The following is a 23,511-nucleotide window of genomic DNA, read 5'->3' on the forward strand; positions in this document are numbered from 1 at the left end:
TTGCTGGTCAACATGCTCTCTGCCTTCACGAAACCATGATGGCCTTGTCGACTAGACGCCCGCCTGGAGTTGCTCCATTGGTTGCCATGGTTGGTGGCGGTCAACTGGCCCGGATGACTCATCAAGCCGCGATCGCGCTGGGACAGACTCTGCGGGTGTTAGCTACCGCCCCAGACGAACCCGCTGCTCAGGTCACCCCCGATGTGCTGATCGGCTCGCACACCGATCTTGAAGATCTGCGCCGCGTTGCCGTCGGGGCCGACGCGTTGACGTTCGACCACGAACACGTCCCGACTGAACTGCTGGACAAACTGGTGGCCGAAGGCATCAATGTGGCACCGCCGCCGCAAGCTCTGGTACACGCCCAGGACAAGCTGGTCATGCGGCGGCGATTGGCGGCGCTGGGAGCTGCGATGCCCCGCTTCGTGGCATTAGACAGCGTGAACGACTTGGCCAAAATCGATGCGTTAGCGCAGCGCCTGGCGGGTTCTAAAGATGTCCCGATGGTGGTCAAAGCGGTCCGCGGAGGTTATGACGGTCGGGGGGTGCGGATGGTCCGCGACTCGGCACACGCCCGCGAGATCGCCTCCGAATATCTGGTCAACGGAATGCCGGTTCTGGTTGAGGAGTGCGTGGAACTGCGTCGCGAATTGTCCGCGCTGGTAGCGCGCTCACCGTTCGGCCAGGGTGCGGCCTGGCCAGTCGTGGAGACGGTGCAACGGGACGGGATTTGCGTGCTGGTGGTCGCACCGGCGTTGGCGTTGGCCGACGACCTAGCTTCGGCTGCGCAGCAGCTGGCGTTGCGATTGGCCGCTGAACTCGGCGTCGTCGGTGTGCTCGCGGTCGAGCTGTTCGAAACCGCCGATGGTGCTTTGCTGGTGAACGAGCTCGCAATGCGGCCGCACAACTCCGGACACTGGACAATGGACGGTGCTCGCACCAGCCAGTTCGAGCAGCATCTGCGTGCGGTGCTGGACTATCCGCTTGGCGAGACCGACGCCATCGCGCCGGTGACCGTGATGGTTAACGTGCTGGGTGCCCCACAACCGCCGACGCTGAGTGTGGTGACTATGGATGAACGGGTACACCACCTGTTTGCGCGGATGCCCGATGCTCGGGTTCACCTTTACGATAAGGCTGAGCAGCCTGGTCGCAAGGTTGGGCACATCAATTTTCGCGGCACCGATAAAGACCTACAAGACTCCACTAAGCTGCGTGAACGCGCTGAGCTGGCGGCGCATTGGCTATCACACGGGCAGTGGGCGGACGGATGGGATCCACACCGTTCCGGCGACGATGCAGTGTAGGTATCTACCGCTTGCGGAGGACGAAGCGATGAGGAGGAGCAGCGCTGATGACCAGGCAACCCCGAGTCGGGGTGATCATGGGCAGCGACAGCGACTGGTCGGTGATGCAAGATGCGGCCCATGCACTGGCTGAGTTTGACATCCCGACCGAGGTTCGGGTGGTGTCGGCGCATCGCACCCCTGCTGAGATGTTTGACTATGCGCGCAGTGCTGTCGACCGCAGCATCGCGGTGATCATTGCCGGTGCCGGCGGTGCCGCTCATCTGCCTGGAATGGTCGCCTCCGCGACTCCGCTGCCGGTGATCGGCGTGCCGGTGCCGCTGGCCAGGCTCGACGGCCTGGACTCGCTGCTGTCGATTGTGCAGATGCCAGAGGGAGTTCCGGTGGCTACAGTGTCTATCGGCGGTGCCCGCAACGCGGGTTTGTTGGCGGTGCGTATTTTGGGATCGTCGGACCTGCAGCTTCGAGCGCAACTGGTCGCGTTCCAGGACCGGTTGGCTGATGCCGTGCGGGCCAAGGATGCGGATTTACAGCGGTTTCGGGGGTAGGTACCGGCGTTAAATGTCTAACTGTTTGACTCTTTGCCCCGTACGCGGGTGGGGGGGTGCCCTCACCGCGGACCGCAAACAGTCCACATCATGGTCAAACTAGAAGGAGACAGTGATGGTTGGGTGGCCCGGAAACCCGTTGTTTAATTTATTCAAGCTGCCAGACGAACACAACGAATTGCGGGCAGCAATCCGCGCGTTGGCGGAAAAAGAGATCGCTCCGCATGCCGCCGATGTGGACCAGCGTGCTCGGTTTCCCGAGGAAGCGCTGGCAGCTCTGAATGCATCCGGTTTCAACGCTATCCACATTCCCGAGGAGTATGGTGGTCAGGGCGCGGATTCGATCGCTGCCTGCATCGTGATCGAAGAAGTGGCGCGTGTCGACGCTTCTGCCTCGTTGATTCCTGCAGTTAACAAGCTTGGCACCATGGGACTCATCCTGCGCGGTTCGGAAGAGCTCAAGAAACAGGTTCTGCCCTCGTTGGCTGCAGAGGGGGCGATGGCGTCCTATGCCTTGAGTGAGCGCGAAGCCGGCAGTGACGCTGCGTCGATGCGGACCCGGGCCAAAGCCGATGGGGATGACTGGATTCTTAATGGCTTCAAGTGTTGGATTACCAACGGTGGCAAGTCGACCTGGTATACTGTTATGGCGGTGACCGATCCGGGCAAGGGGGCCAACGGTATCTCGGCTTTCGTCGTGCACAAGGACGATGAGGGGTTCAGCATCGGTCCGAGAGAAAAGAAGCTCGGGATTAAAGGGTCGCCAACCACCGAACTCTACTTCGAGAACTGCCGCATCCCCGGTGATCGCATCATTGGTGAGCCCGGTACTGGTTTTAAGACAGCGCTAGCCACGTTGGATCACACGCGTCCCACTATTGGGGCCCAAGCCGTGGGCATTGCGCAGGGCGCGTTGGACGCTGCCATCGCTTATACTAAGGACCGCAAGCAATTCGGCGAGTCGATCAGCACCTTCCAGTCCGTTCAGTTCATGCTCGCCGACATGGCGATGAAAGTGGAGGCGGCGCGGTTGATTGTCTACGCTGCCGCTGCCCGCGCTGAACGCGGTGAGCCGGATCTGGGCTTTATTTCAGCGGCGTCGAAATGCTTTGCTTCCGACATCGCGATGGAGGTCACCACCGACGCTGTGCAATTGTTTGGCGGCGCAGGCTATACTTCCGACTTCCCCGTTGAACGGTTCATGCGCGACGCCAAGATCACCCAGATCTATGAGGGCACCAATCAGATTCAGCGCGTGGTGATGTCGCGGGCACTGCTGCGTTGATCCCGGGTGCGTTGGGCCGGAGAAATCGCCTTGCTCAACAGGCAATCGCCACTCGGTTGACCATGCGCAACCCGGTAGCGTCACAACCGGGTTGCGCATGGTTAGTCTTGAACTGCCGGCTAGCCTGCCCGACACTGGCATGTGTTGCGCTGGCAGACCGGTTGACCACAGGTTCTGGTAAGCAAGAAGGACGGTACGGTGCCTGGGTTGTAGTGCTTGCACGGGTCTATGGTTAGCGGTGTGACCGCGATTCAGGCAGGTAGATCCCAGCCCAACATGCTCACCGTGCTACCTACCAGAGTAATCCCGAAAGCCAGGACAACGGTACCGATGATGGCGTTGCACAGGCCGCCACCGTCGCCCTGCGGGTCCTGGGTAGTACTCTGCAGTGGAACTAGTGGTGAAGCACGGTTGATGACTCCGATCAGCATCCAGAACTATGCGGGTAATGGTTACCGTTCGCCATAGCACTGCTTCCTTTGGGTGTGCCTCTGTCGTCTATATCAGATGCCTCGTCCCACTGGTAGCGGGGTATTCAACTCTCGGCGTACCAGCCCACGCGCGGCCACATTCGTTAGCAGTGTGATCACCATCAACACCAGAGAACCTAGGTGAGCATCATTACTGCGAAGTTTATGGAGTCGGCCAGTGTCGAATCCAGCTGTTAAATAACGATACCGCCGATAGTGGTCATACTTGTCCTTACCGGATGCCATTGCGATGGCCACGGTTCCCCCGGCGCGCACCCCAGTCAGAGAACCACGGCACTGACGATGCCGCTGGACACCACGGTAAGGTGATTCGGTGCGTGCCACTCCCAGTCGGATGTTCCCAACGCGGTCATACCCTGCGCAGAGTAGGAGGGGAGCCTGTTTGACCAAGTTACGGGTGGTGCCGGCTGGCGATGATGGGAATGACCATAAACGCCAGCACTAGGACGGGAACCAATATGTTTTCTTCGTTACCGATATGGCTGCGGAAGTAGTTGAGCACCAGCACATCTGGAGCGTTTCGGGTGGTCACCGGAGCGATATACTGGTAGATTAACCGCCCGACTGTCGGCCCTCCCTACAAGCCGATGACAACGCTCGGGGTGTAGGCGAGCAATTCGAGCACCATGCTGACGGTTGAGGCGGGACGTTTCGGTAACTGTTCGGCGATCGTCAACACCGCTCCGATGGACACCGGAATCGCGATGATTAAGGCGATCTCAGAGCTGCCCAGGGTGCCGAAAATCGGCGATCATGCTCCGTAGTGGATGCCGATCGTATGTGCAACATCGTGGCTGACAAAGGTGTTGCCCGGATTCCATTTGGTGGCCGTGAAGAAGTGCAACCCATTGAACTTGATCACTGGAAGTGCCTCAATAATCAACGTCTTCCACACGAACACGAATGCCAGTATCGGGCTCACTGCAACCACACCACCGGTCTACTGGATGCCGAGGCCGGTACCGGCTGAGGTTACGAAGCTGGCTCAGGCCGGGCCGCGGTACATCCATGCGGCCTGGCCTGAGCTGGGGTCGGAAAGATCAGTAAGGGTTCCCTAAAACTCTTTAACTGGCGATCTTGGCGATTTGGGTGTCGGACAACTTGGCCACCGCCGCCAGTAGCGGCTGGGAGTGAACCTGGTCTAGGAAGGAGGTGCTGTTACTGTCGGTCACCGCCCAGTGCAGGAATCCCTGCAACGTCTGTGCGATGGCGGCATTCCTTCTGGTTGCTGTTGACGCTAGCGTACTCTTAGTTGACGAACAGGTACCTGGGTAGTGGTCGGCCCGTCGATTAGGTAAATCACCTTGTTTCGCAGGAGTCTGGTGAGGTGAAGCTGACCGCGGCAGCCTGAATGCTTTTGGGTGTCGGGCCGCCAGGTAGTTACTGGAGGCATTGCCCGACTGGCTTTTGTACAGCCTCTTCTAGTTGGTTTGGTCGAGGAAAGTCGATGCCGCTGTAGGTGACGTGTAGCCGGGGGTTTCGGCGCAGCCGGTAAATATGCCACCGTTGCTGTTTTTACTCAGTGTGTCCGGAACGACGGGGAAGTCGACGGTTTTGCTGAAGCCGGGCGACTTACCTCCAGCCGTCGGGGTCTTGCTTGGCCAGATACTGGGTGCACAAAAAGGTGTCACCATACCCGTCGGAACGGTGCAGTGGAACGACGATGGTGCCCGACAGGTTCACGCCCGGTTGAAAGCGGTGATCTGCGGGTCGTTTCAAATTTGATCGCGCCCTGGCATATAGCGCGCCAGCAACTTGCCATGCAGGTTGAGGTGCTTGTTGATACCGGGCAGGTTGTAGTTGATCCGCTGAGCGGAAATGGCTAACGCGATGTTAACCAATCCCGTGTGCGTTGCTAGTTCGCTTTCCGGTGGGGTATGCTGCGGAAGCACCGACGTCGACCGTACCGGTAGTGGCTTGCGAGATTCTGGTCCCCGACCCAGTGCTCTGGGTGGTGATTGATTTGATTAGTAGGCTGGATCCCACAGATTGAACAGGGGGGGTTAAACAGCGTGCTTTCCGGTCTTTGACAACGTGACTTTCGACGTAGCGGGTTCGGTGGTGACTGTTACCGCCGGCTCCGGTACTGGACGAGCTATGTCTTGAGTTCGAACCGTAGGTTGCCACTAAGACGAGCGACGCAGCAGCCAACTACTTATGGCAAACGAATCATCACACAATTGACCTTTCTATAGTTAGTCTATTCCGAGTTTCCTGCCATTTACTTCTGTGTTCCCGGCTTGCCTGTATCTGGTACCGACAAGCCTGCGGTCGCCGAACAGCCCGGATATGTAACGAACTGTTTCGGCATGTTGGAAGTTGCAGGAACAGTTGTTCGGTCGGCCTTTCTGCGATCAGTCTGACGTAGGGAATTAATGCCGTTTGGTGACCAATTCGGATGACCTGACTTTGATCATGGCGACCCATGATCAAAGTCAGGTCGATTGGCCAGTGACCGAATAGGCTATTCGATCTTTTCGATCATGGTCGGTTCTAGTGAGGGAGTGGGCTCGTCAAGCAACAGCACTTCCGGTCCTACCGCAAGTGCACGGATCGGACACAACAAACTGCTGCTGACCGTCGGAAAACCGGAAAGGCGAATAACCGAGCCGCTCCTTGAGCGCATACCAGAGCTCAACTTCGGTCAGTCGAGCTTCATCAATGCTTTATGAATTTTTGCGCGGCACCATCTTTTGTGAGCGTGCATGTAGGCAACCAGGTTGTCCATGATCGACTTGAGCAACGGGTTTGGACACTGGCTCAGCATACCGACTAGGCGGCGAAACTCCAACCGGTCACCGCTGCCGGCGTGTAGGGCGAGGTCGTTTTCTGCGAACTAACGGAGTGTCGATGACTTTTCCATGTGTGGGCAAGGGAGGATGCCAGATCACAGATCACCCTGCTGTAGCAACTCAACCTACTCGGCGGCTACCCTGACGGCCAGGGCCGCCTGAAGTTCATTGGTCAACTCGGCGTAGTTGATCTCCTGCGTGCGTTGGTCGTTGAATCGCTCGTCGTCAACGAGATCGGGCCGGCCGATGATGCTACACAACTTTCTCCAGTGCTTAGGAACATACGCGCTGATCACGACGTACCCATCAATAGACAGGAAGCATCCGACGGTTGGATGTAAAATTCAAATAACTTGCTCTGCTTAGTTTTTAGATGATTATCCGGAGCTGGCTTGGCGGTTGTCTGGCCGTCGTCCGCCTTGTTGAGATGCATTGTTAACTGTTTGGGCTGTAAGCCTACCGCCACGTTGTACATCGCGACTCGGACGATGTCGGAAACCTCGTGGCGCTCGCAGTTGAGCAGCGCCGCTAGCACTGCCTGGGCCAGCACGTGACCGCTGGCGTTGTCGACCAGTTGGAACGGGATGATCTGCGTTTTGTTGTCCTGTGTGAGCCTACCGGTGGTTATGCCGGTCTCGGCGGTGACCATAAGATCGACGCCTGGCCGGCTTTCGTGTGGGTCGTGGCCACCGAACGTCGTCAAGTGTGCGTAGATCAGTTTGGGTTGCGCTAACGCAAGTCGTTGAGGTCCAGGGCTATTCGCTCTACGATCTCAGAGAGAAAATCTTCTAGAACGAGTCGGCAGTGTCGGCTAGCTACAGTATATGTTGTCTTGCCTCGTCGTTGGTTAGGTCGACAGTTACCGATTTCTTGCTGCGGTTGTTGGGCAGAGAATATGTCGTTAGCGGTGGGCTGCCGGAAAGGACTGGGGTGATTTGGTGGGCCGCCTCATTGCCGGTCGCTTCAATCTTCATTACCTCGGTGTCTAGATAGGCCAGCATCTGTCCAGCCACGTTTTGGGTGAAAGTCGATTACCTGAAAGCCTGAAAGTGGTTTGGCAGGGTTACTGTTTAGCATCGGCGGATGCCCCACTAACCTGGTTTTCGGCGGCTATCTCTGGTGTGTGTCGCTTCCCCGGTTTAGCACCGCGGTGCAGTAGTAATTGTCAGAAACGGTTGGGCCTGCCCTCTCTTTTGTCGGTGGAACCGGTAATCCGTTGTCGAAACTTTTCTAGCCGCGTACCCATCACGCTCCAGCCGTGCACTTCGAGGTAGGTTGCGACGTTGTGGCATTCGCTTAGGTAGCCTAGGTTGTCGAGTATGATGGCAAGACTGTGCGCATACTATTTTGATTCGCGGCTTCCAACGTCTGCATGGCCTCTGGGGGAGTCGAGGAACGTCTCAGTTATCAGAGTCGACTACCGTCGGCGCTGAGTGCGGCTAGCGTAGGGCTATTAAATTTGATTACTTGCAGTTGGTCGATCTCGAATATCGTCATTTCCGTCGACCAAGGAAGTCGATAGCCGCGGGCATCGAGGTCAGAAGTCAAATGACTATCTGGCGGATCCCCGGTGCCTCGGAAAACACAGCGTCGGCCAGAATGTGTCGGTGTAACGAGTACGCACCATCAGCACATCGATTATCCGCTGCATGTCCGGGGGGCGTTGGGGATATCGATTTCCGCGGAGGTGAGTTCGTCGATCGCCCGTCGGGTGAAAAAAAAATTGATGCCGACCGCCCGTACCAGCGATTTTGTGAACCGGTTGTCGATCAGGCCCCCCGGCAGCCTGGGTTCGTCCTGCGGCCACTATAATAACGGTGGTAGCGCCCACGCTTGTTGCCATGTCCCAGTTGGCGTTGTCGTGCGTTCCGTCCTAGCGCTGCGCCTTAACTCATTTGGTAACATTCAATCACCTTTCCCGTGTTGGAGGTCGTTGGCGCAGTGACATGGCCTCTAGCGTGTGTAATTGAGGACGCTTGCCGGGAAAACCGACAGTTACCATCGCTTGATTTAGGTGACCTCTCGCATAGTAGGTGATCCCATCGGAATCGGCTGCCCATGTCGACTGCGACACCTCTACGCCCGATGTTGGATGGTAGCGAAGCGCTTTGGGGGCGCGGTGGCTTGCCTTGGTCTGGCCTTGCCGTGTTGCTCATCGAGGGCGTTATTGTGCTGTGGTAGGCGGATCCAAAGGGTTGGCCAGCGCAATGGTGCTTTAGCGTTTCACACTGGCAGCTAGCATTGCGTCAGACACCGCCGAGCGGTGCGCACACCGTGACCGTGGCGGTTGCAATTTTAACTGATTGCCCCTACGACATTCCTGTCGAATCTATTCGTGACCCGACTGGACAGCATCACGCCGAGACGTTGGTAATCAGCATTGGATTAACGGCCTCTCACCTTGGTAGTTGATGTCGATTGTCGGTTGAGCCGACCACCAGGTGGATACCTGGCTGCTTTCCTCGGCCACCGAAGGCAAAGTCACGCAGGACTACCTATGAGCCGCCGGAGTGCTGATCGTCCTTGTGATCTCGCCGTGGGGCCCGTCAGGGCATCCGAGCATGGCGTGTGCCACCACTGGTGGCTTAGGGGATCGGTTATCGACGAAATTGCGGCCATGGTTGCGATTGGAGCGGAAGCACAACCCTCATGGTCCCCTCGACATCCGGTCATGACAGTTGCCACTTAGTCTAGACGGTAGCGGATTAGCCGGGAGCTGTTGGCCACCACCACTACCGACGAAGCGTTGTGTAGGGCCGCAGCCAGTACGGGTGAGAGCGCTCCGCCCGCCCCAATAAGTAACCCGACCGCGTTGACCGCTATGGACATTCCGTAATTTTCGCGGATTACTTCCACCGCTCGTCCGCCCAGGCTTCGCACGTCGAGCAGACGATTGAGGTCGTCGTTGGCCAGTGCTACGTCGGCAGTTTCTGCGGCGACGTCGGTTCCGGCCAGGCCCATGGCGATCCCGATATCGGCGGCCGCTAACGCCGGGGCGTCATTGACGCCATCCCCGACCATGCCGACGACGTAGCCTTCGTTCTGCAGATCGCGGACCACCTCGAGCTTGTCCTCGGGCATCACTTCGGCGCGCCACTCGTCGATGCCTAACTCGGTGGCGACGACTTTGGCGATGTATGGATGGTCCCCGGTGAGCATGATGATCCGCCGGACACCGCTGGCTCGCAGCTTCGTCAGCACCTCGGCTGCCTCAGGCCGCACTTCGTCGCGCAGACTGATCAGACCTACTAACGTGCCGTCTACCGCGAACAGCAGTGGTGTCTCCGCCTGATGCCGAAGCTTGTCGACCCATTCCGATGCTGTCTTCGACACCTTGACCTTTTCGGCGCGCAACAGCGACGGGCTGCCCAGCAGCAGAGTTCGGCCGTCGGCCCAGGTCCGCATGCCCAGACCCACCAGCACTTCGCACTCCTCGTGTGGCGGGATGCTGATATGGCGTTCCTCGGTCGAGCGGATCACCGCTTCGGCCAGTGGATGCCGAGAGTGGATCTCCGAGCTGGCCGCATACGCCAACACCTGCTCTGGAGACCAATTCTTATGCATGGCAAAGATATTGGTGACTACAGGGCGACCAACAGTCAGTGTCCCGGTTTTATCGAACAAAATCGCGTCGACCCGGCCTGCCTGTTCGAGGTGAGATCCGCCCTTGATCAGGATGCCGCGGCGGGCGCCGTTGCCGATCGCGGCGCTGATTGCGGTCGGCGTGGCCAGTCCCACTGCGCAAGGGCACGCGATCAACAGCACGGTTATTGCACGGCGGACATCTCCGGTGATCGCCAACGTAATTGCCGAGACAACGAACGAGGTGGGCACAAAGCGGCGGGAGAAGTTTTCGCCGACGGTCTGGATGGGAGCCCTATCGTGTTGGGCTTCTTCGACTCGGGTGACGATGCGCCCGATCGTGGTGTGCTTTCCGACGGCACTGGCGCGCACCATCAAGCGCCCGCGCACTACCACTGAACCGGCATGGACGTGCGATCCGGCCATGACGCTGACAGGCAGGTTTTCACCGGTGATCGCGGACTGATTGACAACCGCTTCGCCGTCCATGACCTCACCGTCAACCGGTATCGCGGTATGTTCGTGCACCACCACCTCGTCGCCGATCTTCACTGTGCCGACCGGCACCTGTATTTCGGTGCCAGCTTGTGGTCCGTCGGTTAGGCGAATCCATGCCGTGTCCTGGGTGCCACTTAAGAGTGCTGAGATCGCCCGTCGGGTCCGCCGCAACGTCAGATCCTGCAGGTATTCACCGATGTTGAGCAGCCACAGCACGGTCAGTGCCACCACGTTCTCACGCAGTATCAGGCTGGCAATGGTCGCCGCCGAGACCAGCGCATCGGTGCCGGTTTTACCGGAGCGCAGTGCGCCACGCAGGAAGGGGTACCCGGTAAATATGGTGACGCCGCTGGCGGCGAGCCGACCGGTCGGCGGCAGCAGCAGCGGACGCGCGAACACATAGCGGCGCACGCCAAGCAGTGTCAGCGCCGCAGCACCGACCGCCATACGAAACACCTCAACGTTGCGGATCTCGGACGAATGCGGCGCGCGGGCGGGTATTAGTTCCGCGGCTACGTGTGCTGCGCCGCTGATCGCTGCCAGTACCGATTGGCGATCACAGCACTGGGGCGAATACCAGACGACGACGGACCCAGTCCGCGGGTAGGCGTGAACGACTCGCACACCGTTGCACTTGGCTACCGATTCTTCGACCGTCACGGCACGTCGGGAGTTGGAGCGGACCCAATCGATTTGAATCCGCATCCGCCCGGCCGCATCAGAAATCACTACGAAGGTCAGGTCGTCAGCTGTTGCGATCTGTTCAGTCATCGCAAAGGTCATGTCAAGCAGTTCAGTGGTCGTGCTGGCGGATGTCGCTGACGGCCGGCGCTGTCGCTTCTTTGCCGATGCGTTCGCGGGCTTCGGCCATTACGTCGGCAAGTTTGAGCCTGGCCGACTCTGCAGCCTCTTCGGCCTTGCAGCTGCCACGCAGCCCCAGCTCTACGGCCGAGACCGCGATTTGGTTCAGCGGCACTTTTGCTAAGGCCTTGCGCAACATCTCGTAGGCGGTTACCCCGGCCAAGCCGGTGATTACCATGGTTGCTGCCTTCGCCAATAGTCCTTGCAACATTGCTCGAGCCTTACCTAAATAGGTTTGTCGTTTCTAATTTGACATGTCGACACCGCGTCAGCTGATGCCCCATGAGACTAACATGTAAATATTGTGATATAAACATTGTTTTGTGTTGGCTTAGCCGGTTAGTAGAGTTATACGACTCAAAAAGTATCTGGGTGATCTTTTCAGTCTTAATCCTGCGCTGCAGTATCGCCGGGTCGGGGTGAGCGACCTGCACCAATGACGCTCCGGCGGCCATGACCGCCAACAAACCATTTATCAAATCAGTGGGTTTTGCCCACGACGCGGTGGAAAGCACCCGGCCGTGCGACGTCAATTACCTTGTCGCCAAAGACTTTTCACAGTCAGCCAGGATCTCTTCGACTGATTGGCCGGCAAGAGCGGGACCGGGGTGGCGTTCGGGGACTAGCTGATCGCTGTGCATCCGCACTGCGGTCGCGTAGTCAGTGACTCCCACCGGCAGGCCGGGGGTTGTCTGGCCGAATGGGTCGGGCGACAACACCGCCACCTCGCCGTCGGGAGCTGTGTTGGCTAAGGTCTCGTGCAGCCGTTTGGCGGTGCACAGCGCGAGGTCAGCCGTCGGGTCGGCTGGGCCGAGGAGTGTCTCGGCGCCGATCAACCACGCCCCGAACAAAACAGCCATCGTCTGCCAGTGCGGCGGCAACAAGATCGTGATCCGGCTGGCCGGTCCGACGGCCAGCTCGTCGCGCAACAGGTTGCCGGTCTTGGTGGCCCAGTTGGCCAGGGTTGCTGCGGACAACTGGATGCGTTCGCTGGTAGCGTCGTCGTAGTAAGTGATGCGCGGACCGACTGGGTCGGCCCTCAGCATCGGGTCCAGAATCGCCTCGCTCAGCGTTGTCGGTGTGTTCAGTTGATGCACTCGGGTTGGTCAGAGCCGGCGGTGAGGATCGGCGATGGCGCCGGGATGTTGGGGTCAGTCGACGCACCGGGGTTTGATGCGTAGGTTGGCGCTATCGAACCGCCACTGAAAAGCCCAGAGCCCGGACCAGTGTAGTCGTTGGCCAGCACTACTAGCACCGATCCTGCGGGGATTGATCCATCGACGGCTACGGGCAACCCGCCCAGTTCCTTGGAAACCTTTTGGGCTCCGAGGTCGTCAGACTTCGCGGCGCGCACCTGGCTACCTTGCACATGGCCGCCTTGGTTGTTGGCCACGGAGCCGGCAATAAATCCTTTGATGGTCAATACATCTGACACCGCCGCGGCCAGTCCGTTGATGTCGGTGTCATTAACCACGTTGGCGGTGGTCTTGGCGGGTGTGTAGGCTAATTCCTCGGTTTTTCCCTGGGCTTGGTTGTGCAACAGCCCACTAACGAAGTTTTGAACCTGGTGCGGGTCTACCCGCACAACGCTTTGTATGCCGTCGTCGCTCCACCCGGCTTCATCGAGTACCGGAATGGTGGCGAAGGCGACTTTGCCACCTGCCAGGTTCTGCAACTGCTTTAGGAATTCCATCAGGTTCCATCCTGAGGAAATCACCACCGAACGCTGGATGGCCTGCTCAAGCTGTTTCATTATGGACGGGTTAGATAGGGTTTGTCCGGAGATGACTCGGTGGGCTAACGAGGCCATCACCGCCTGCTGACGCACCACCCGGTCTAGGTCACCGCGGGGCAGCTCATGACGTTGGCGGACGAAGCTCAGCGCCTGCGGACCGTTCAGCTTCTGCCGGCCGGCCGGAAAGTCGGCACCTGACATTGGTTCAAACACTGCATCTTTGAGACAGACGTCGACGCCACCGAGTGCATCAGCGATCAATGCGAAACCGAGCAGTCCGATCTCGGCATAGTGGTCGACGGTGACGCCGGTGAGATCGGCGACCGTCTTGATCAGTGCCTCACGACCGGCTTCGGTGCCCTGCGCTGCGGCATCTTCGGCGGAATCACCGGCCCGGACGAGGCTCGCTCGCTTGGCCTCCCTGATCTGACCGTAGACGCCGTTGATCTTAGCCTTGCCCAGGCCGGGAACTTGCACGTAGGAGTCCCGCGGAATTGAGATCGCGGTCGCCGACTTCCCGTTATTGGGTATACGGATCAGGATGATTGTGTCGGTGTTGGTGGCCTCTTCGTCGCCAGCCCGCAGTGTCGCAAGCTCCTCGGCCGACAGCGGGTTGCCGTGGGCATCGGTGCGGCTGTCCAAACCGACCAGCAGAATATCGATCGCTCCGTCGTTGCCCCCCTTGCCTAGTGAGGGCGCAGACATATGGAATATGCCGTCCTCAAATGACCGGAAGCTAGTCCACGTGACCCCGGTCCCCAGAACGATCGCAAGGGTCAGCGCAGTGACGACCGTACGAACCACACGTTGTATGGACATGCTACTAGATTACTTGTGACACAGCAACTTGCCGGGTAGTCAGCCGCGGCGTGCCCGAGTTTTCTAAGGCATGCCAGACTCGAACCGTGTCGGACAGGTCAGGAAGACTAGTGATTACCGGTGCCGGTGGACAGCTTGGCAGCGCTCTGGCGGCGCAGGCCACCGCTGCGGGCCGGGACGTGCTAGCGTTGACTTCGTCACAATGGGATATCACCGATGCCGCGGTCGCCGAACGAATGGGGCGCAGCGGCCTCGAAAAAAATGATGTCGTGGTCAACTGTGCAGCCTACACCAATGTCGACGGCGCTGAGAACAACGAGTTGGCCGCGTACGCGGCCAATGCCATCGGGCCGGAGTACATCGCGCGTGCCTGCCGGTGCGCCGGCGCTGCGCTGATTCACGTCTCAACCGACTATGTGTTCAGTGGTGATTTCGGCTCGGGCGCTAATAGGATTGCGCCGCGTCCTTATGAGCCTACGGATGAAACTGGGCCGCTGGGGGTGTACGGCCGCAGCAAGCTTGCAGGTGAACAGGCCGTATTGGCAGCGCTGCCCGAGGCTACCGTGGTCCGGACCGCCTGGGTCTACACCGGTGGGACAGGCAAGGACTTCGTTGCTGTCATGCGACGCCTGGCTGCTGGGGGCGGCCCGGTGTACGTGGTCGATGATCAGATCGGCTCGCCGACCTACGTTGTTGACTTGGCTGCCGCACTGCTGCAGGTCGCCGACGGCAGTGTGTATGGGTCCGTCCTGCATGCCGCCAACGAGGGGGAGGTTTCACGATTCGGCCAAGCCCGCGCTGTGTTTGAAGAATGCGGCGCCGACCCGCTGCAGGTGCGACCCGTTAGCACCGCCCAAAACCCGCGGCCGGCAGCCCGGCCGGCCTATTCCGCACTATCTGGTCGACAGTCTGTCGCGGCTGGCTTAACGCCGCTAAGGCCTTGGCGCAGCGCACTTGTCGAGGCACTCGCGGTATCTCGCAGCCGCCCAGTCGATCGACCGTTACCCTCTACGCGTGACTGAAGTGCTGCCCGTCGTCTCGGTGACTTACTCCCCGGGACCGCACTTGGAGCGTTTCCTGGCTTCGTTAGCATTGGCCACCGACCGCCCGGTCAGCGTGGTGTTGGCCGACAACGGGTCTACCGACGGGGCACCGCAGGTGGCTGTCGAACGTTACGTCAACGTTCGGTTGTTTGAGACCGGGGCCAACCTCGGGTACGGAACCGCGGCGAATCTCGCGATCGCACAGCTCGTTGAAGAGGGCGGGGTAGCTGACCAACCTGGGGTCAATGATTGGGTGATTGTGGCCAACCCGGACGTGCAGTGGGGTCCGGGCAGTATTGACGCTTTGCTGGACGCCGCCGCTCGATGGCCCCGCGCGGGGGTCCTGGGCCCACTGATCCGTGATCCTGACGGGTCGGTGTATCCGTCTGCGCGTCATTTGCCAAGCCTGGTTCGCGGTGGCATGCACGCGGTGCTGGGGCCGGTTTGGCCACGCAATCCGTGGACAGCCGCCTACCGCCAGGAGCGGCTTGAGCCCACCGAACGGCCGGTGGGCTGGTTGTCGGGTTCGTGTCTGCTAGTGAGGTGGTCGGCTTTTCGTGAGGTCGGCGGCTTCGACGAACGCTACTTCATGTACATGGAAGACGTCGACTTGGGGGACCGACTCGGCAAAGCTGGTTGGCTAAACGTCTATGTGCCGTCGGCCGAAGTGCTGCATCACAAAGGCCACTCCACCGGACGTGATCCGGCAAGCCATTTGACGGCTCACCACAAAAGCACCTATATCTTCTTGGCTGATCGGCATTCTGGTTGGTGGCGAGCCCCGCTGCGCTGGACGCTGCGCGGCTCGTTGGTGGTGCGTTCTCGCCTGATGGTGCGCAGTTCGCACCGTAAACAGGCTGCGAATAAGGCCAGATAACTGGCAGAAGGGCGGCGTTGAGTTGGCAACCTCCCAAGTCGATGCGGTGGTCCTGGTCGGCGGCAAAGGCACCCGACTGCGGCCGCTGACCTTGTCTGCCCCCAAGCCCATGCTGCCCACCGCTGGGCTACCGTTTCTCACCCATCTGCTGTCGCGGATCGCTGCAGCGGGCATTGAGCACGTGATTCTGAGTACCTCATATCGGGACGCGGTGATTGAGGAGGAATTCGGCGATGGGTCTAAGCTGGGCTTGCAGATCGACTACGTGATTGAGGAGTCTCCGTTGGGGACTGGCGGTGGTATCGCCAACGTCATCGGCCAGCTGCGTCACGACACCGTCATGGTGTTCAACGGCGATGTGCTATCCGGTGTTGACCTCGAGCAGTTGCTGGGATTCCAGCGAACCAACTCCGCTGACGTCACTTTGCACCTGGTGCGAGTGGGTGATCCACGGGCTTTCGGCTGTGTTTCCACCGAAGATGGCCGGGTTACCGCCTTTCTGGAGAAAACGCAAGATCCACCTACTGACCAGATTAACGCCGGCTGCTACGTCTTCGAGCGCAACGTTATCCACCGGATTCCTCGAGGCCGCGAGGTATCGGTCGAACGCGAGGTGTTCCCGGCCCTACTTTCCGACGCCAACGTCAAGGTCTGTGGCTACGTCGATGCCACGTACTGGCGGGACATGGGTACCCCAGAAGATTTTGTTCGCGGATCGGCGGATCTGGTGCGCGGCATCGCCCCGTCACCGGCCTTGGGCGGCCACCGTGGCGAGCACTTGGTGCATGACGGTGCGGCGGTGTCTCCTGGCGCGGTGCTGATCGGCGGCACGGTTGTTGGGCGTGGTGCTGAGATCGGCCCCGGTGTTCGGCTAGACGGCGCGGTGATTTTCGACGGGGCCAAGGTTGAGGCCGGCAGTGTTATCGAGCGCTCGATCCTCGGCTTCGGTGTCCGCATTGGGCCTCGGGCACTGATCCGCGACGGTGTAATTGGAGACGGTGCTGATATCGGTGCGCGTTGTGAGTTGTTGCGGGGTGCCCGAGTGTGGCCCGGCGTCTCGATTCCCGACGGCGGGATTCGCTACTCTTCCGATGTCTAGCCTTTTGGGCGTCGAAATCGATGCTACCGCAACGACTACTCGAACTTTTTCTGCGCTGGCGTCGGATCTCCGGTGCTCATGTCGGTGGGCTAGACGACGATCGGCGCATGGGGGAAGTCTTCATTGGTAGTGAAGCGGCCGATGCCGGTCCGCTGAACGACTATCTGCTACGCATGTGGTACCGGACGATCTTTTTTCGTGACGTTTACATACCGCAGTGGGACGAGAGAATCGTATTTGTGGGGCCCTTGCTGTGGTCGCGCCGGCAGGCGGCGATCGCGGCTGTTTCAGCATGGGCGCTGCATGGTGCACAGTGGGTTGGCGCAGGCACGACGATTGAACTCGTCACAAACAGCGCCCGGCGCTAGCGTGGACTGATCGTTCGCAACGAATTGCTCGACGCAGATGAAATGAGCACCATAAGGCGGCTTCCAGTCACCGGGATCGCCCCGCACCGCTTTCGACTTCGGCCGCCCACGTGGCACGCATGAGCGCGACTCGACGCGCTCATGCGTGCCACGTCGTTCGCTTTCGAAGACCTCTCAATTATTTGGTAAAACGACACCGCGGTGCTCGTGGGGTGCGACGGCTTAGCGGAGGTGTTGCCCTCGATAGACGGTGGCCCAGCCTTGACGAAGACAAGCTGGCTGCGGTTGTTTCTTATTGACGCCGGTATACCGAAACTAAATACGTAGATTCCGGTTTACGACGACTGGCGACCTATCGATGTCCTCGACATGGGCTGGGCGGATTGCCTGGTCGCTGCGGAGTATGCTAGCGACCAGCACCGCACAGACCAAAAACAATTGTCAAGGATATCAGGCGATTAGTGAAGTTTGCTGACCTAGGTTGGATTCTGATCCGTGTGATCGCCTAGGACAAGCTCGACGACGTCCTCAACCGCGTCTTTCAAGCGTTTGGTTCGCCGCGGCTAACACCGAGATCGGCGCTGGCGTGACTTCTCGCACTTTTCCGCGCCACTGCTAATTTTGCTAATTTCGGCGGCAAGGCGTCGGCGGACCACCACCGTAAGGCCTCCGACCCGTCGTTGACCAAAATATGCGCGGCCGGCCGGGCGCGTGCGCCACGAATTGCAAATCCAGATAATTGGGTGGGCTCGCTCGGCGAGTAGGTGACCGGGTGGACGTGAATTGTGGTTAGTTCCGGCGTGATCCGCAGATAGGTCACGCCGGACTCTTGGGTGGCTCCGCGCAGTGCCACGGCGATGCGGTCCTCGTCGGCCTCCTCGCTGTGCCCGCTCAGCTGGACCTAGCGGCCAAGGCGCGGGTGCAGGGCGAACAGCACCTGGCTGGTGTCGTTGAGCACCGGCGCTGTGATCAGGGGCCACCATTCGGCGGCTCGCGTCGGGTTGAGTGTGGATAAAGGCCAGCACCGCATGCCGCCACAAGTTCTGGGCCGGATCGGGCGTTTGTCAGTCTGCGAGGACTGCTGTGGCAGACTCTCGGATGTTCATCGCGAGATGTTCACCCGGGATCCCCTCTTGGTTCTGCGATCGCGCAGTGATGCCCAGGCTGTGCGACATTGAGCGACGAGGGCCGGCGACAAGCCTAGTCCGTCGATCAGCACCCGGCGGTCTACGATGTCCAGTGCCTTTTCGATCTCGTTGGCCTTCAGCAGCAGATCGACGTCTTGGCCAAGTTCGGCGCTGGCATATGCTGGTGAGGGAATGGGCAGCTGCTCAGCTTCCCGGGGTTCGAGCTCCAAGATGCCTCCGCCGTAACTGCGCCCCATGATCTCGGTAAAGGCGAAGGTGGCGCTGTTGTGGAATACCGCGGCAAGAGCGGTCGGGTCAACGTCGACGATAAGGCGGACCCGATGCACGGTGTCGGTGCTGGTTGCGGCGGTGGCGTTGACGGTCAGCCGCGGCGCTAGGTGGATTTGGCGCAGCATGAACAGGTCGGGAATCCACAGCGATGGTGTGCTCCACCATGGCTTGCGGATGGAGCATTTGTACCCCTTATTCACGCCGGCGCGCTCACCTGCGTCGATGTGCGTGACCAGGGCAGAATCTGTCGGGTGGTGCGGGGCGTCGAGCAGCCAAGTCCGGTGCTGGGCGGCGATATCGCTGGCCCGGCAGTTCGTGTCGTAGACGAGGCCGGACAGCTGGGTGCTGCGCGAGACGAGCGGGACGCAGTGCTTGCGTAGCCTTAGGGCATGTGCGTCGGCGTCGGTGAAGGTGAAGAAGCTGTTGCGGCCGGTCACGATGCCCACATCCACATCGGCCACTTCGCCAAACCGGGTCATCGCGTTGGCATGCTTCAGTTTTTGCAGCAATCGGATTTGCGCGGGGTCGAGGAAGTACTTGGTCCACTTTTCTTTTTCGTGTAGCAGCGCCGGAGCAGACTCGAAGCTCAGGTCCGGCTCTGCTAACGCGTTAAGCGATTCAGCATCGTGGAGATTGACGGTGCGTATTTGTGCTGGTCCTGAACCGACGACACCGCAGAACAACACAACCTCTTGCAGGATTCCGTCGAACACCAACCGCTCGAAGGTCACGAGGGTGATCTCCCGATAGAGGCTTAGCAGAAATTCGCGCAACTGTGCCGCGTAGGTGACTTGGAGTAGTTCTGCTGGAACGACTAGACCCACACGCCCGCCGTCGCGCACTAGTGTCGTGCTCGCCACGACGAACGGGACCCAGGCATTGGTCAACTTCGTCGGGCGCAAACCCGCATGCCTCATCAGTTCCAGCGCCGGATCCCGTTGGTCGGCTGCCCAGTTCCCGAAACGGATGTAGGGCGGGTTTCCGGCAACACCGTCCCAGCTGCCCACTCGGGTCTTGTGCAGCCACGTGAAGAAGTTCTCGGTGTCGACCGAGCAGAATTTTCGGGACTTTCGCGCCTCACGTGCCAACAGCTCCACACCGTGCGCCTGGTTGGTGAGTGCGGCGATCTCGCGGAGGATTCGGCCATCCCCGCATGATGGCTCGAGGATCTTCTGCCCCGCCTGGCGAACCCAACGGGCCAAAAATCGGGCAACGGGAACCGGCGTGTAATAACCGCCGCGAACTTTGTTAGCGGATGCAGCCGTTTTGCCCGCGAACGTTGTCATGGGACAAGTATCGGGGCAGCTACCGACATACGTGATCGTCACCCATAGGGCGCGTCGGATAACTAGGTAGCATGAGGTGGAAGTCCCTGGAATCGGGCCTGGTACGAGCGGTACATGTCGGTGCTGAATCGTTCGATCCTCAGTAGGCTCTGTGGGTCAGGCAGGTTGGGGTCGATTCGACCGGTTACCGGGTCCCAGGAGACCAGACTCATTGCTTCTGCTCGATGGTTGGGCTCGTCCACAAGTTCTCGATTACCCAGCCGAGCCAAGGTCCCGATGATGGCATTCGTTCGTGCTCCTGGCGCTAGGCACGGCGTTGGGATGGCGACCATGAAGCCTACGACAGCGCTGGGAAACCGGCTGTGGACTGTGGTTGCCTCGGTTGCTAAGTCGTTGATCATGTTCTGCCAGTTCTTCCCGACGCTGTCGTGATCGTTCAGCGTCTTGCTGTCGAACGCGATGCGCGTCCCGTCCGGCCGGTAGCCCACATCGAAGTTCTGCGGTCGCACGCCGCCAACTATTCGCACCGGCCCAACTTCCACACAATCGGGCTGCGATGGCTGCAACTGGCTGGCGGTGGGAACCACGACAGGGATGTTTCCGAGCATCACCGACAGTGCGCCCCCGACAGCTACGTCAATCAACGTGCCGAAGTCCATCCCGTCTTTCTTGGAGAACTTCGAGCTTACGAGCCATTTTCGGCCGAAAGTGGTGAGCTCATCTGTGGGCAGGTTGATCCCAGGCATCGGCTGCAAGACGGCCACGGGTGCGAGCCTAATCGTCGCAGTGAGGGTTCATTTGCGTAGCAGCAGTTCGGCGACCCCTACCGGGGTGCGTAACCCGGTAGGCTGCTGAGCATACCCGATCGCGATGGCGCCTAGCGGCTCCCAATTGGCTGGTAGCTCGAGCTCGGCGCGGACCAGGTCAGCGGCGAAGATCGTTGAGCCAATCCAGCAGCTTCCCAGCCCGCGCACCGCCAACGCGACCAGCAGGGCTTGCACCGCTGCTCCGGCGGCGACAGTGAACATGGTGTGCTCGGCACTTGCACGGGCGGCGTCGGGGTAGGCATGTGCGCCGTCGGGAACCATGAACGGAATGACGACTTGGGGTGCATCGTAGAGGATCTGACCGTGCGCCACACGCCGTGCTATCGCGTCGGCGGGCAAGGCGTCACTGGCGAGGTCTAAGCGCCACTTGTCGGCCATCCGGTCTAGCAGCCGAGTCCGGACGGCTGGGGTCTGCAGCCACACAAACCGTACCGGTCGGGTGTGGTGTGGGGCTGGGGCGGTGAGGGCCTCGGCCACGGCTGCTTCGATCAGTTCCGCTGTTATTGGTTCATCGCTGAACTGGCGCACTGACCTGCGCAAGAGCTGGGCCTGTTGGCGACCCAGCTCGAGGGCTTCGGTGGTACCGAGCCAGAACAGGTCGTCGGGGCCACTTCGCAGCAGGTGTTGGGCGGTCGAGCCGTCGTCAGCCGGGTTAAGGCCGCGCACCACGGCCACCGGCATCGCAGTCAATTTTCCCTTGACCAGATCGGTGGCTGCTGCGACCTCGTCGGCCACCGCGATTTCGGTGATCACTAACTCGTTGCCGTAGCGGTCGACAGCACCCGAATAGTTATGCAGCACAGCCAAACCGGCCGCACCGACCGCGACGTCGGTCTGGCCGTTGCGCCAAGCGCGGCCCATCGTATCGGTGATGACCACCGCGACGTTGACTCCGAGCGCCGCGTGCAACCCAGTGCGCAGCACTGCGGCGCTGGCGTCGGGATTGACAGGTAGTAGCGCCAGTTCGCCCCGGCTGACGTTGGATCCGTCCACTCCGGCGGCGGCTTGCACCAGCCCGAGCGCGTTCTCGGTGATCAAGGTTCTGCCTTTGTGCGCCAGAACGCGTACCGTCTCTTCTTTTATTAGCCTGCGGCGCAGTTCATTTCGTTCTTTGTCATCTCCGGGTGCCGGGACCAAACGACCCTCGCACTTGGATACCACCTTGCTAGTAACCACCACGACGTCACCGTCGCGCAGCCACGGCGCGGCCACGGCGATCGCGGCACTCAGATCGTCGCCGGGACGGAATTCGGGAAGCCCGGCGACAGGCAGGATCTCGATCATCGAGGCGGTGCCGTGCTCAGGCGACGACGCAGAGCGGTGCGAGCCCGAACTGGTCACGCCGTCACGCCCGCGAGCTGAAGCCCAACGCTCACCATGTCAGCCGTTGTCTTCGGGCTGCTCATCAGCAGCGGTATCGACCGCACCGCGACCCCTTCGATTTCAGCGTGGTCGTCTTCGTGTACCAGCCAGCAGTCCAGAATCCCGGTGGTGTGGCGCGCTCCATAATGCTGGCCCACTGCCGCTGCTGTGGATTGTACACCGATCACTGTGAGACATTTATCGGCCATGCCGCGCAACGGCTTTCCGTCAATGATTGGTGAGTAGCCGACGACTGGAGCGGTGGTTGCCCGAAGTGCACCGCGAATACCGGGGATGGCCAGGATGGCGCCTATACTTACCACCGGATTCGACGGTGCCACCAAAATGACGTCGGCGTCAGCGATAGCTGCTACCGCTTCAGTTGCGGCATTGGCTTTTTCCGCTCCAACATAGGCGAAACTATGCGTGGGTACCTGGGCGCGGTAGCGTACCCACCACTCCTGGAAGTGGATTGCGCGCCGGCTGTCATTGATCGGATCAGTGATCACCACATGGGTTTCACAACGGTCGTCACTGGCTGGCACCAACCGTGCGCCCGGTTGCCAGCGGTCACACAGTGCTGTGGTGATCTGCGACAGCGGGTAGCCGGCATTCAGCATCTGGGTGCGCACCAAGTGAGTGGCCAGATCGCGATCCCCGAGTTCGAACCAGTCTGGTTGCACGCCGTACCGCGCGAGTTCCTCCTTGGCGTGCCAGGTTTCGTCGCGGTGACCCCAGCCGCGCTGCGGGTCGATCTCATCGCCTAGGGTGTACATGCAAGTGTCCAGATCCGGACAGACACGCAACCCGTGAATCCAAGCGTCGTCACCGATATTGACGACGGCAGTTAGCTCGTGGCTTGTTGTTAGGGTATCTGGGCATTGTTGCGGGCTAAACTGACCCAGGCCGAGCAGTTGCTGAACTCCCAGCAAGAAGCGGGCACCACCCACCCCACCGACCAGAACCGTGACCCGCACACCGCACGACAGTACCGCTCTGTTCACTTGCCCGCTTGCGAGGGAGAGTCGGGGCATTGAGCCCGACTCAACAGCACCCCGCGGAACAGGGAAAGTAGGAAGGGATCGGCGCAGTGCTTGTGACCAGATGCGCTCGACACGCCGAAGGTTGACGGCAACAGAAACGTCAAAACTCGATTACAACATGGTATGGACATTTGCAGTCACGCTTGACCCAGCAGGTCAACCCGTGTCTAATCACAGTAGTGTTATTTCACGGCTGACCGAATTCGGTATCGTAGACCGAGACTCGATCACTTGTTCGAGCTTTCTGTATACTGCATACGGTGGGAAAGA

Annotated in this window: 22 protein-coding genes and 4 pseudogenes; 7 read left to right on the forward strand and 19 right to left on the reverse strand. The window is 60.1% G+C overall.

Translation table 11 applies throughout. The features are described 5' to 3' along the window. Positions 1 to 35: 35 nt before the first annotated feature. The 3 genes from MLPF_RS05390 (at position 36) to MLPF_RS05400 (ending at position 3,140) form a co-directional block, all read left to right on the forward strand. A complete protein-coding gene (locus tag MLPF_RS05390) occupies positions 36 to 1,307 on the forward strand; it encodes a 5-(carboxyamino)imidazole ribonucleotide synthase (protein ID WP_045842669.1) in 1,272 nt (423 codons plus the stop codon). A 47-nt stretch (positions 1,308 to 1,354) separates the two neighbouring features. Next, entirely contained in the window at positions 1,355 to 1,855 is a 501-nt protein-coding gene (gene purE / locus MLPF_RS05395) for a 5-(carboxyamino)imidazole ribonucleotide mutase (protein ID WP_045842670.1), read from the forward strand. Between the two features lie 115 nt (positions 1,856 to 1,970). Further along, positions 1,971 to 3,140 (forward strand): acyl-CoA dehydrogenase, encoded by a 1,170-nt coding sequence (locus MLPF_RS05400; RefSeq protein WP_045842671.1) that lies wholly within the window; start codon positions 1,971 to 1,973, stop codon positions 3,138 to 3,140. Positions 3,141 to 3,391: 251 nt separating this feature from the next. Here MLPF_RS05400 and MLPF_RS05405 read toward each other — a convergent pair whose 3' ends face one another. The 14 genes and pseudogenes from MLPF_RS05405 to MLPF_RS05455 all read right to left on the reverse strand — a co-directional run bounded on the left by MLPF_RS05405 (position 3,392) and on the right by MLPF_RS05455 (position 13,918). Further along, a complete protein-coding gene (locus MLPF_RS05405) occupies positions 3,392 to 3,571 on the reverse strand; it encodes a hypothetical protein (protein WP_045842672.1) in 180 nt (59 codons plus the stop codon). A 72-nt stretch (positions 3,572 to 3,643) separates the two neighbouring features. After that, positions 3,644 to 3,955 (reverse strand): ABC transporter permease, encoded by a 312-nt coding sequence (locus MLPF_RS05410; protein ID WP_156146985.1) that lies wholly within the window; start codon positions 3,953 to 3,955, stop codon positions 3,644 to 3,646. 67 nt (positions 3,956 to 4,022) lie between these two features. After that, the gene (locus MLPF_RS05415) at positions 4,023 to 4,163 is read right to left on the reverse strand and encodes a hypothetical protein (protein WP_156146986.1); all 141 of its coding nucleotides are present in this window, start codon (positions 4,161 to 4,163) and stop codon (positions 4,023 to 4,025) included. A gap of 219 nt (positions 4,164 to 4,382) precedes the next feature. Further along, positions 4,383 to 4,553 (reverse strand): hypothetical protein, encoded by a 171-nt coding sequence (locus MLPF_RS05420; RefSeq protein WP_156146987.1) that lies wholly within the window; start codon positions 4,551 to 4,553, stop codon positions 4,383 to 4,385. A gap of 793 nt (positions 4,554 to 5,346) precedes the next feature. After that, positions 5,347 to 5,523 (reverse strand): hypothetical protein, encoded by a 177-nt coding sequence (locus MLPF_RS05425; RefSeq protein WP_236684885.1) that lies wholly within the window; start codon positions 5,521 to 5,523, stop codon positions 5,347 to 5,349. Between the two features lie 303 nt (positions 5,524 to 5,826). Beyond that, a pseudogene (locus MLPF_RS05430) lies at positions 5,827 to 6,428 on the reverse strand (ATP-binding cassette domain-containing protein); the annotation flags it as partial. 120 nt (positions 6,429 to 6,548) lie between these two features. Further along, a complete protein-coding gene (locus MLPF_RS17165) occupies positions 6,549 to 6,719 on the reverse strand; it encodes a CoA transferase (protein WP_272946080.1) in 171 nt (56 codons plus the stop codon). Continuing rightward, positions 6,716 to 7,126, reverse strand: coding sequence for a CoA transferase (locus MLPF_RS17170; RefSeq protein WP_272946081.1), 411 nt, complete (start codon positions 7,124 to 7,126; stop codon positions 6,716 to 6,718). Before MLPF_RS17170 ends, MLPF_RS17165 begins: the two co-directional genes overlap by 4 nt. 112 nt (positions 7,127 to 7,238) lie before the next feature. Then, complete coding sequence (locus MLPF_RS17175; RefSeq protein ID WP_050038979.1) at positions 7,239 to 7,436, reverse strand: CoA transferase; 198 nt, start codon at positions 7,434 to 7,436, stop codon at positions 7,239 to 7,241. 394 nt (positions 7,437 to 7,830) lie between these two features. Continuing rightward, entirely contained in the window at positions 7,831 to 7,920 is a 90-nt protein-coding gene (locus tag MLPF_RS17180) for a hypothetical protein (RefSeq protein WP_082082319.1), read from the reverse strand. A 1,188-nt stretch (positions 7,921 to 9,108) separates the two neighbouring features. Beyond that, the gene (gene ctpC / locus MLPF_RS05440) at positions 9,109 to 11,244 is read right to left on the reverse strand and encodes a manganese-exporting P-type ATPase CtpC (RefSeq protein WP_162196886.1); all 2,136 of its coding nucleotides are present in this window, start codon (positions 11,242 to 11,244) and stop codon (positions 9,109 to 9,111) included. Positions 11,245 to 11,296: 52 nt separating this feature from the next. Further along, complete coding sequence (locus tag MLPF_RS05445; RefSeq protein WP_045842674.1) at positions 11,297 to 11,575, reverse strand: DUF1490 family protein; 279 nt, start codon at positions 11,573 to 11,575, stop codon at positions 11,297 to 11,299. Between the two features lie 151 nt (positions 11,576 to 11,726). Then, positions 11,727 to 12,461, reverse strand: a pseudogene (locus tag MLPF_RS05450) (TIGR03089 family protein); the annotation flags it as partial. Further along, positions 12,449 to 13,918, reverse strand: a complete 1,470-nt coding sequence (locus MLPF_RS05455; RefSeq protein WP_045842675.1) for an LCP family protein — start codon at positions 13,916 to 13,918, stop codon at positions 12,449 to 12,451. The pseudogene MLPF_RS05450 and the gene MLPF_RS05455, both read right to left, overlap by 13 nt. A gap of 86 nt (positions 13,919 to 14,004) precedes the next feature. On the opposite strand from MLPF_RS05455, the gene rfbD reads away from it, so the two are divergent. From rfbD to MLPF_RS05475, 4 genes are all read left to right on the forward strand, one after another. Next, positions 14,005 to 14,940, forward strand: a complete 936-nt coding sequence (gene rfbD / locus MLPF_RS05460; RefSeq protein WP_045842714.1) for a dTDP-4-dehydrorhamnose reductase — start codon at positions 14,005 to 14,007, stop codon at positions 14,938 to 14,940. Beyond that, positions 14,933 to 15,838: a glycosyltransferase family 2 protein gene (locus MLPF_RS05465; protein WP_045842676.1), complete on the forward strand. Its 906-nt coding sequence runs from the start codon at positions 14,933 to 14,935 to the stop codon at positions 15,836 to 15,838. The genes rfbD and MLPF_RS05465 overlap by 8 nt, the downstream gene beginning before the upstream one ends. Before the next feature lie 22 nt (positions 15,839 to 15,860). Beyond that, complete coding sequence (gene manB, locus MLPF_RS05470) at positions 15,861 to 16,937, forward strand: mannose-1-phosphate guanylyltransferase (RefSeq protein WP_045842677.1); 1,077 nt, start codon at positions 15,861 to 15,863, stop codon at positions 16,935 to 16,937. A gap of 107 nt (positions 16,938 to 17,044) precedes the next feature. After that, a complete protein-coding gene (locus MLPF_RS05475) occupies positions 17,045 to 17,305 on the forward strand; it encodes a hypothetical protein (RefSeq protein ID WP_236684887.1) in 261 nt (86 codons plus the stop codon). A 541-nt stretch (positions 17,306 to 17,846) separates the two neighbouring features. Here the strand turns inward: MLPF_RS05475 and MLPF_RS16170 are convergent. From MLPF_RS16170 to cofD, 5 genes and pseudogenes are all read right to left on the reverse strand, one after another. Next, a pseudogene (locus MLPF_RS16170) lies at positions 17,847 to 18,345 on the reverse strand (NUDIX hydrolase). A 62-nt stretch (positions 18,346 to 18,407) separates the two neighbouring features. Beyond that, positions 18,408 to 20,082: pseudogene (locus MLPF_RS05485) on the reverse strand (Eco57I restriction-modification methylase domain-containing protein). Continuing rightward, positions 20,072 to 20,773, reverse strand: a complete 702-nt coding sequence (locus MLPF_RS05490; RefSeq protein ID WP_236684888.1) for a hypothetical protein — start codon at positions 20,771 to 20,773, stop codon at positions 20,072 to 20,074. The pseudogene MLPF_RS05485 and the gene MLPF_RS05490 overlap by 11 nt, the downstream one beginning before the upstream one ends. A gap of 30 nt (positions 20,774 to 20,803) precedes the next feature. Beyond that, positions 20,804 to 22,177 (reverse strand): coenzyme F420-0:L-glutamate ligase, encoded by a 1,374-nt coding sequence (locus tag MLPF_RS05495; protein ID WP_082082320.1) that lies wholly within the window; start codon positions 22,175 to 22,177, stop codon positions 20,804 to 20,806. Continuing rightward, positions 22,174 to 23,175 carry a 2-phospho-L-lactate transferase gene (cofD, locus tag MLPF_RS05500; RefSeq protein ID WP_045842717.1) on the reverse strand — a complete coding sequence of 334 codons (1,002 nt, stop codon included), beginning with the start codon at positions 23,173 to 23,175 and terminating at the stop codon, positions 22,174 to 22,176. The genes MLPF_RS05495 and cofD overlap by 4 nt, the downstream gene beginning before the upstream one ends. Positions 23,176 to 23,511: the final 336 nt, after the last annotated feature.

The sequence above is a fragment of the Mycobacterium lepromatosis genome (assembly GCF_000975265.2).
GTDB classification, from domain to species: domain Bacteria; phylum Actinomycetota; class Actinomycetes; order Mycobacteriales; family Mycobacteriaceae; genus Mycobacterium; species Mycobacterium lepromatosis.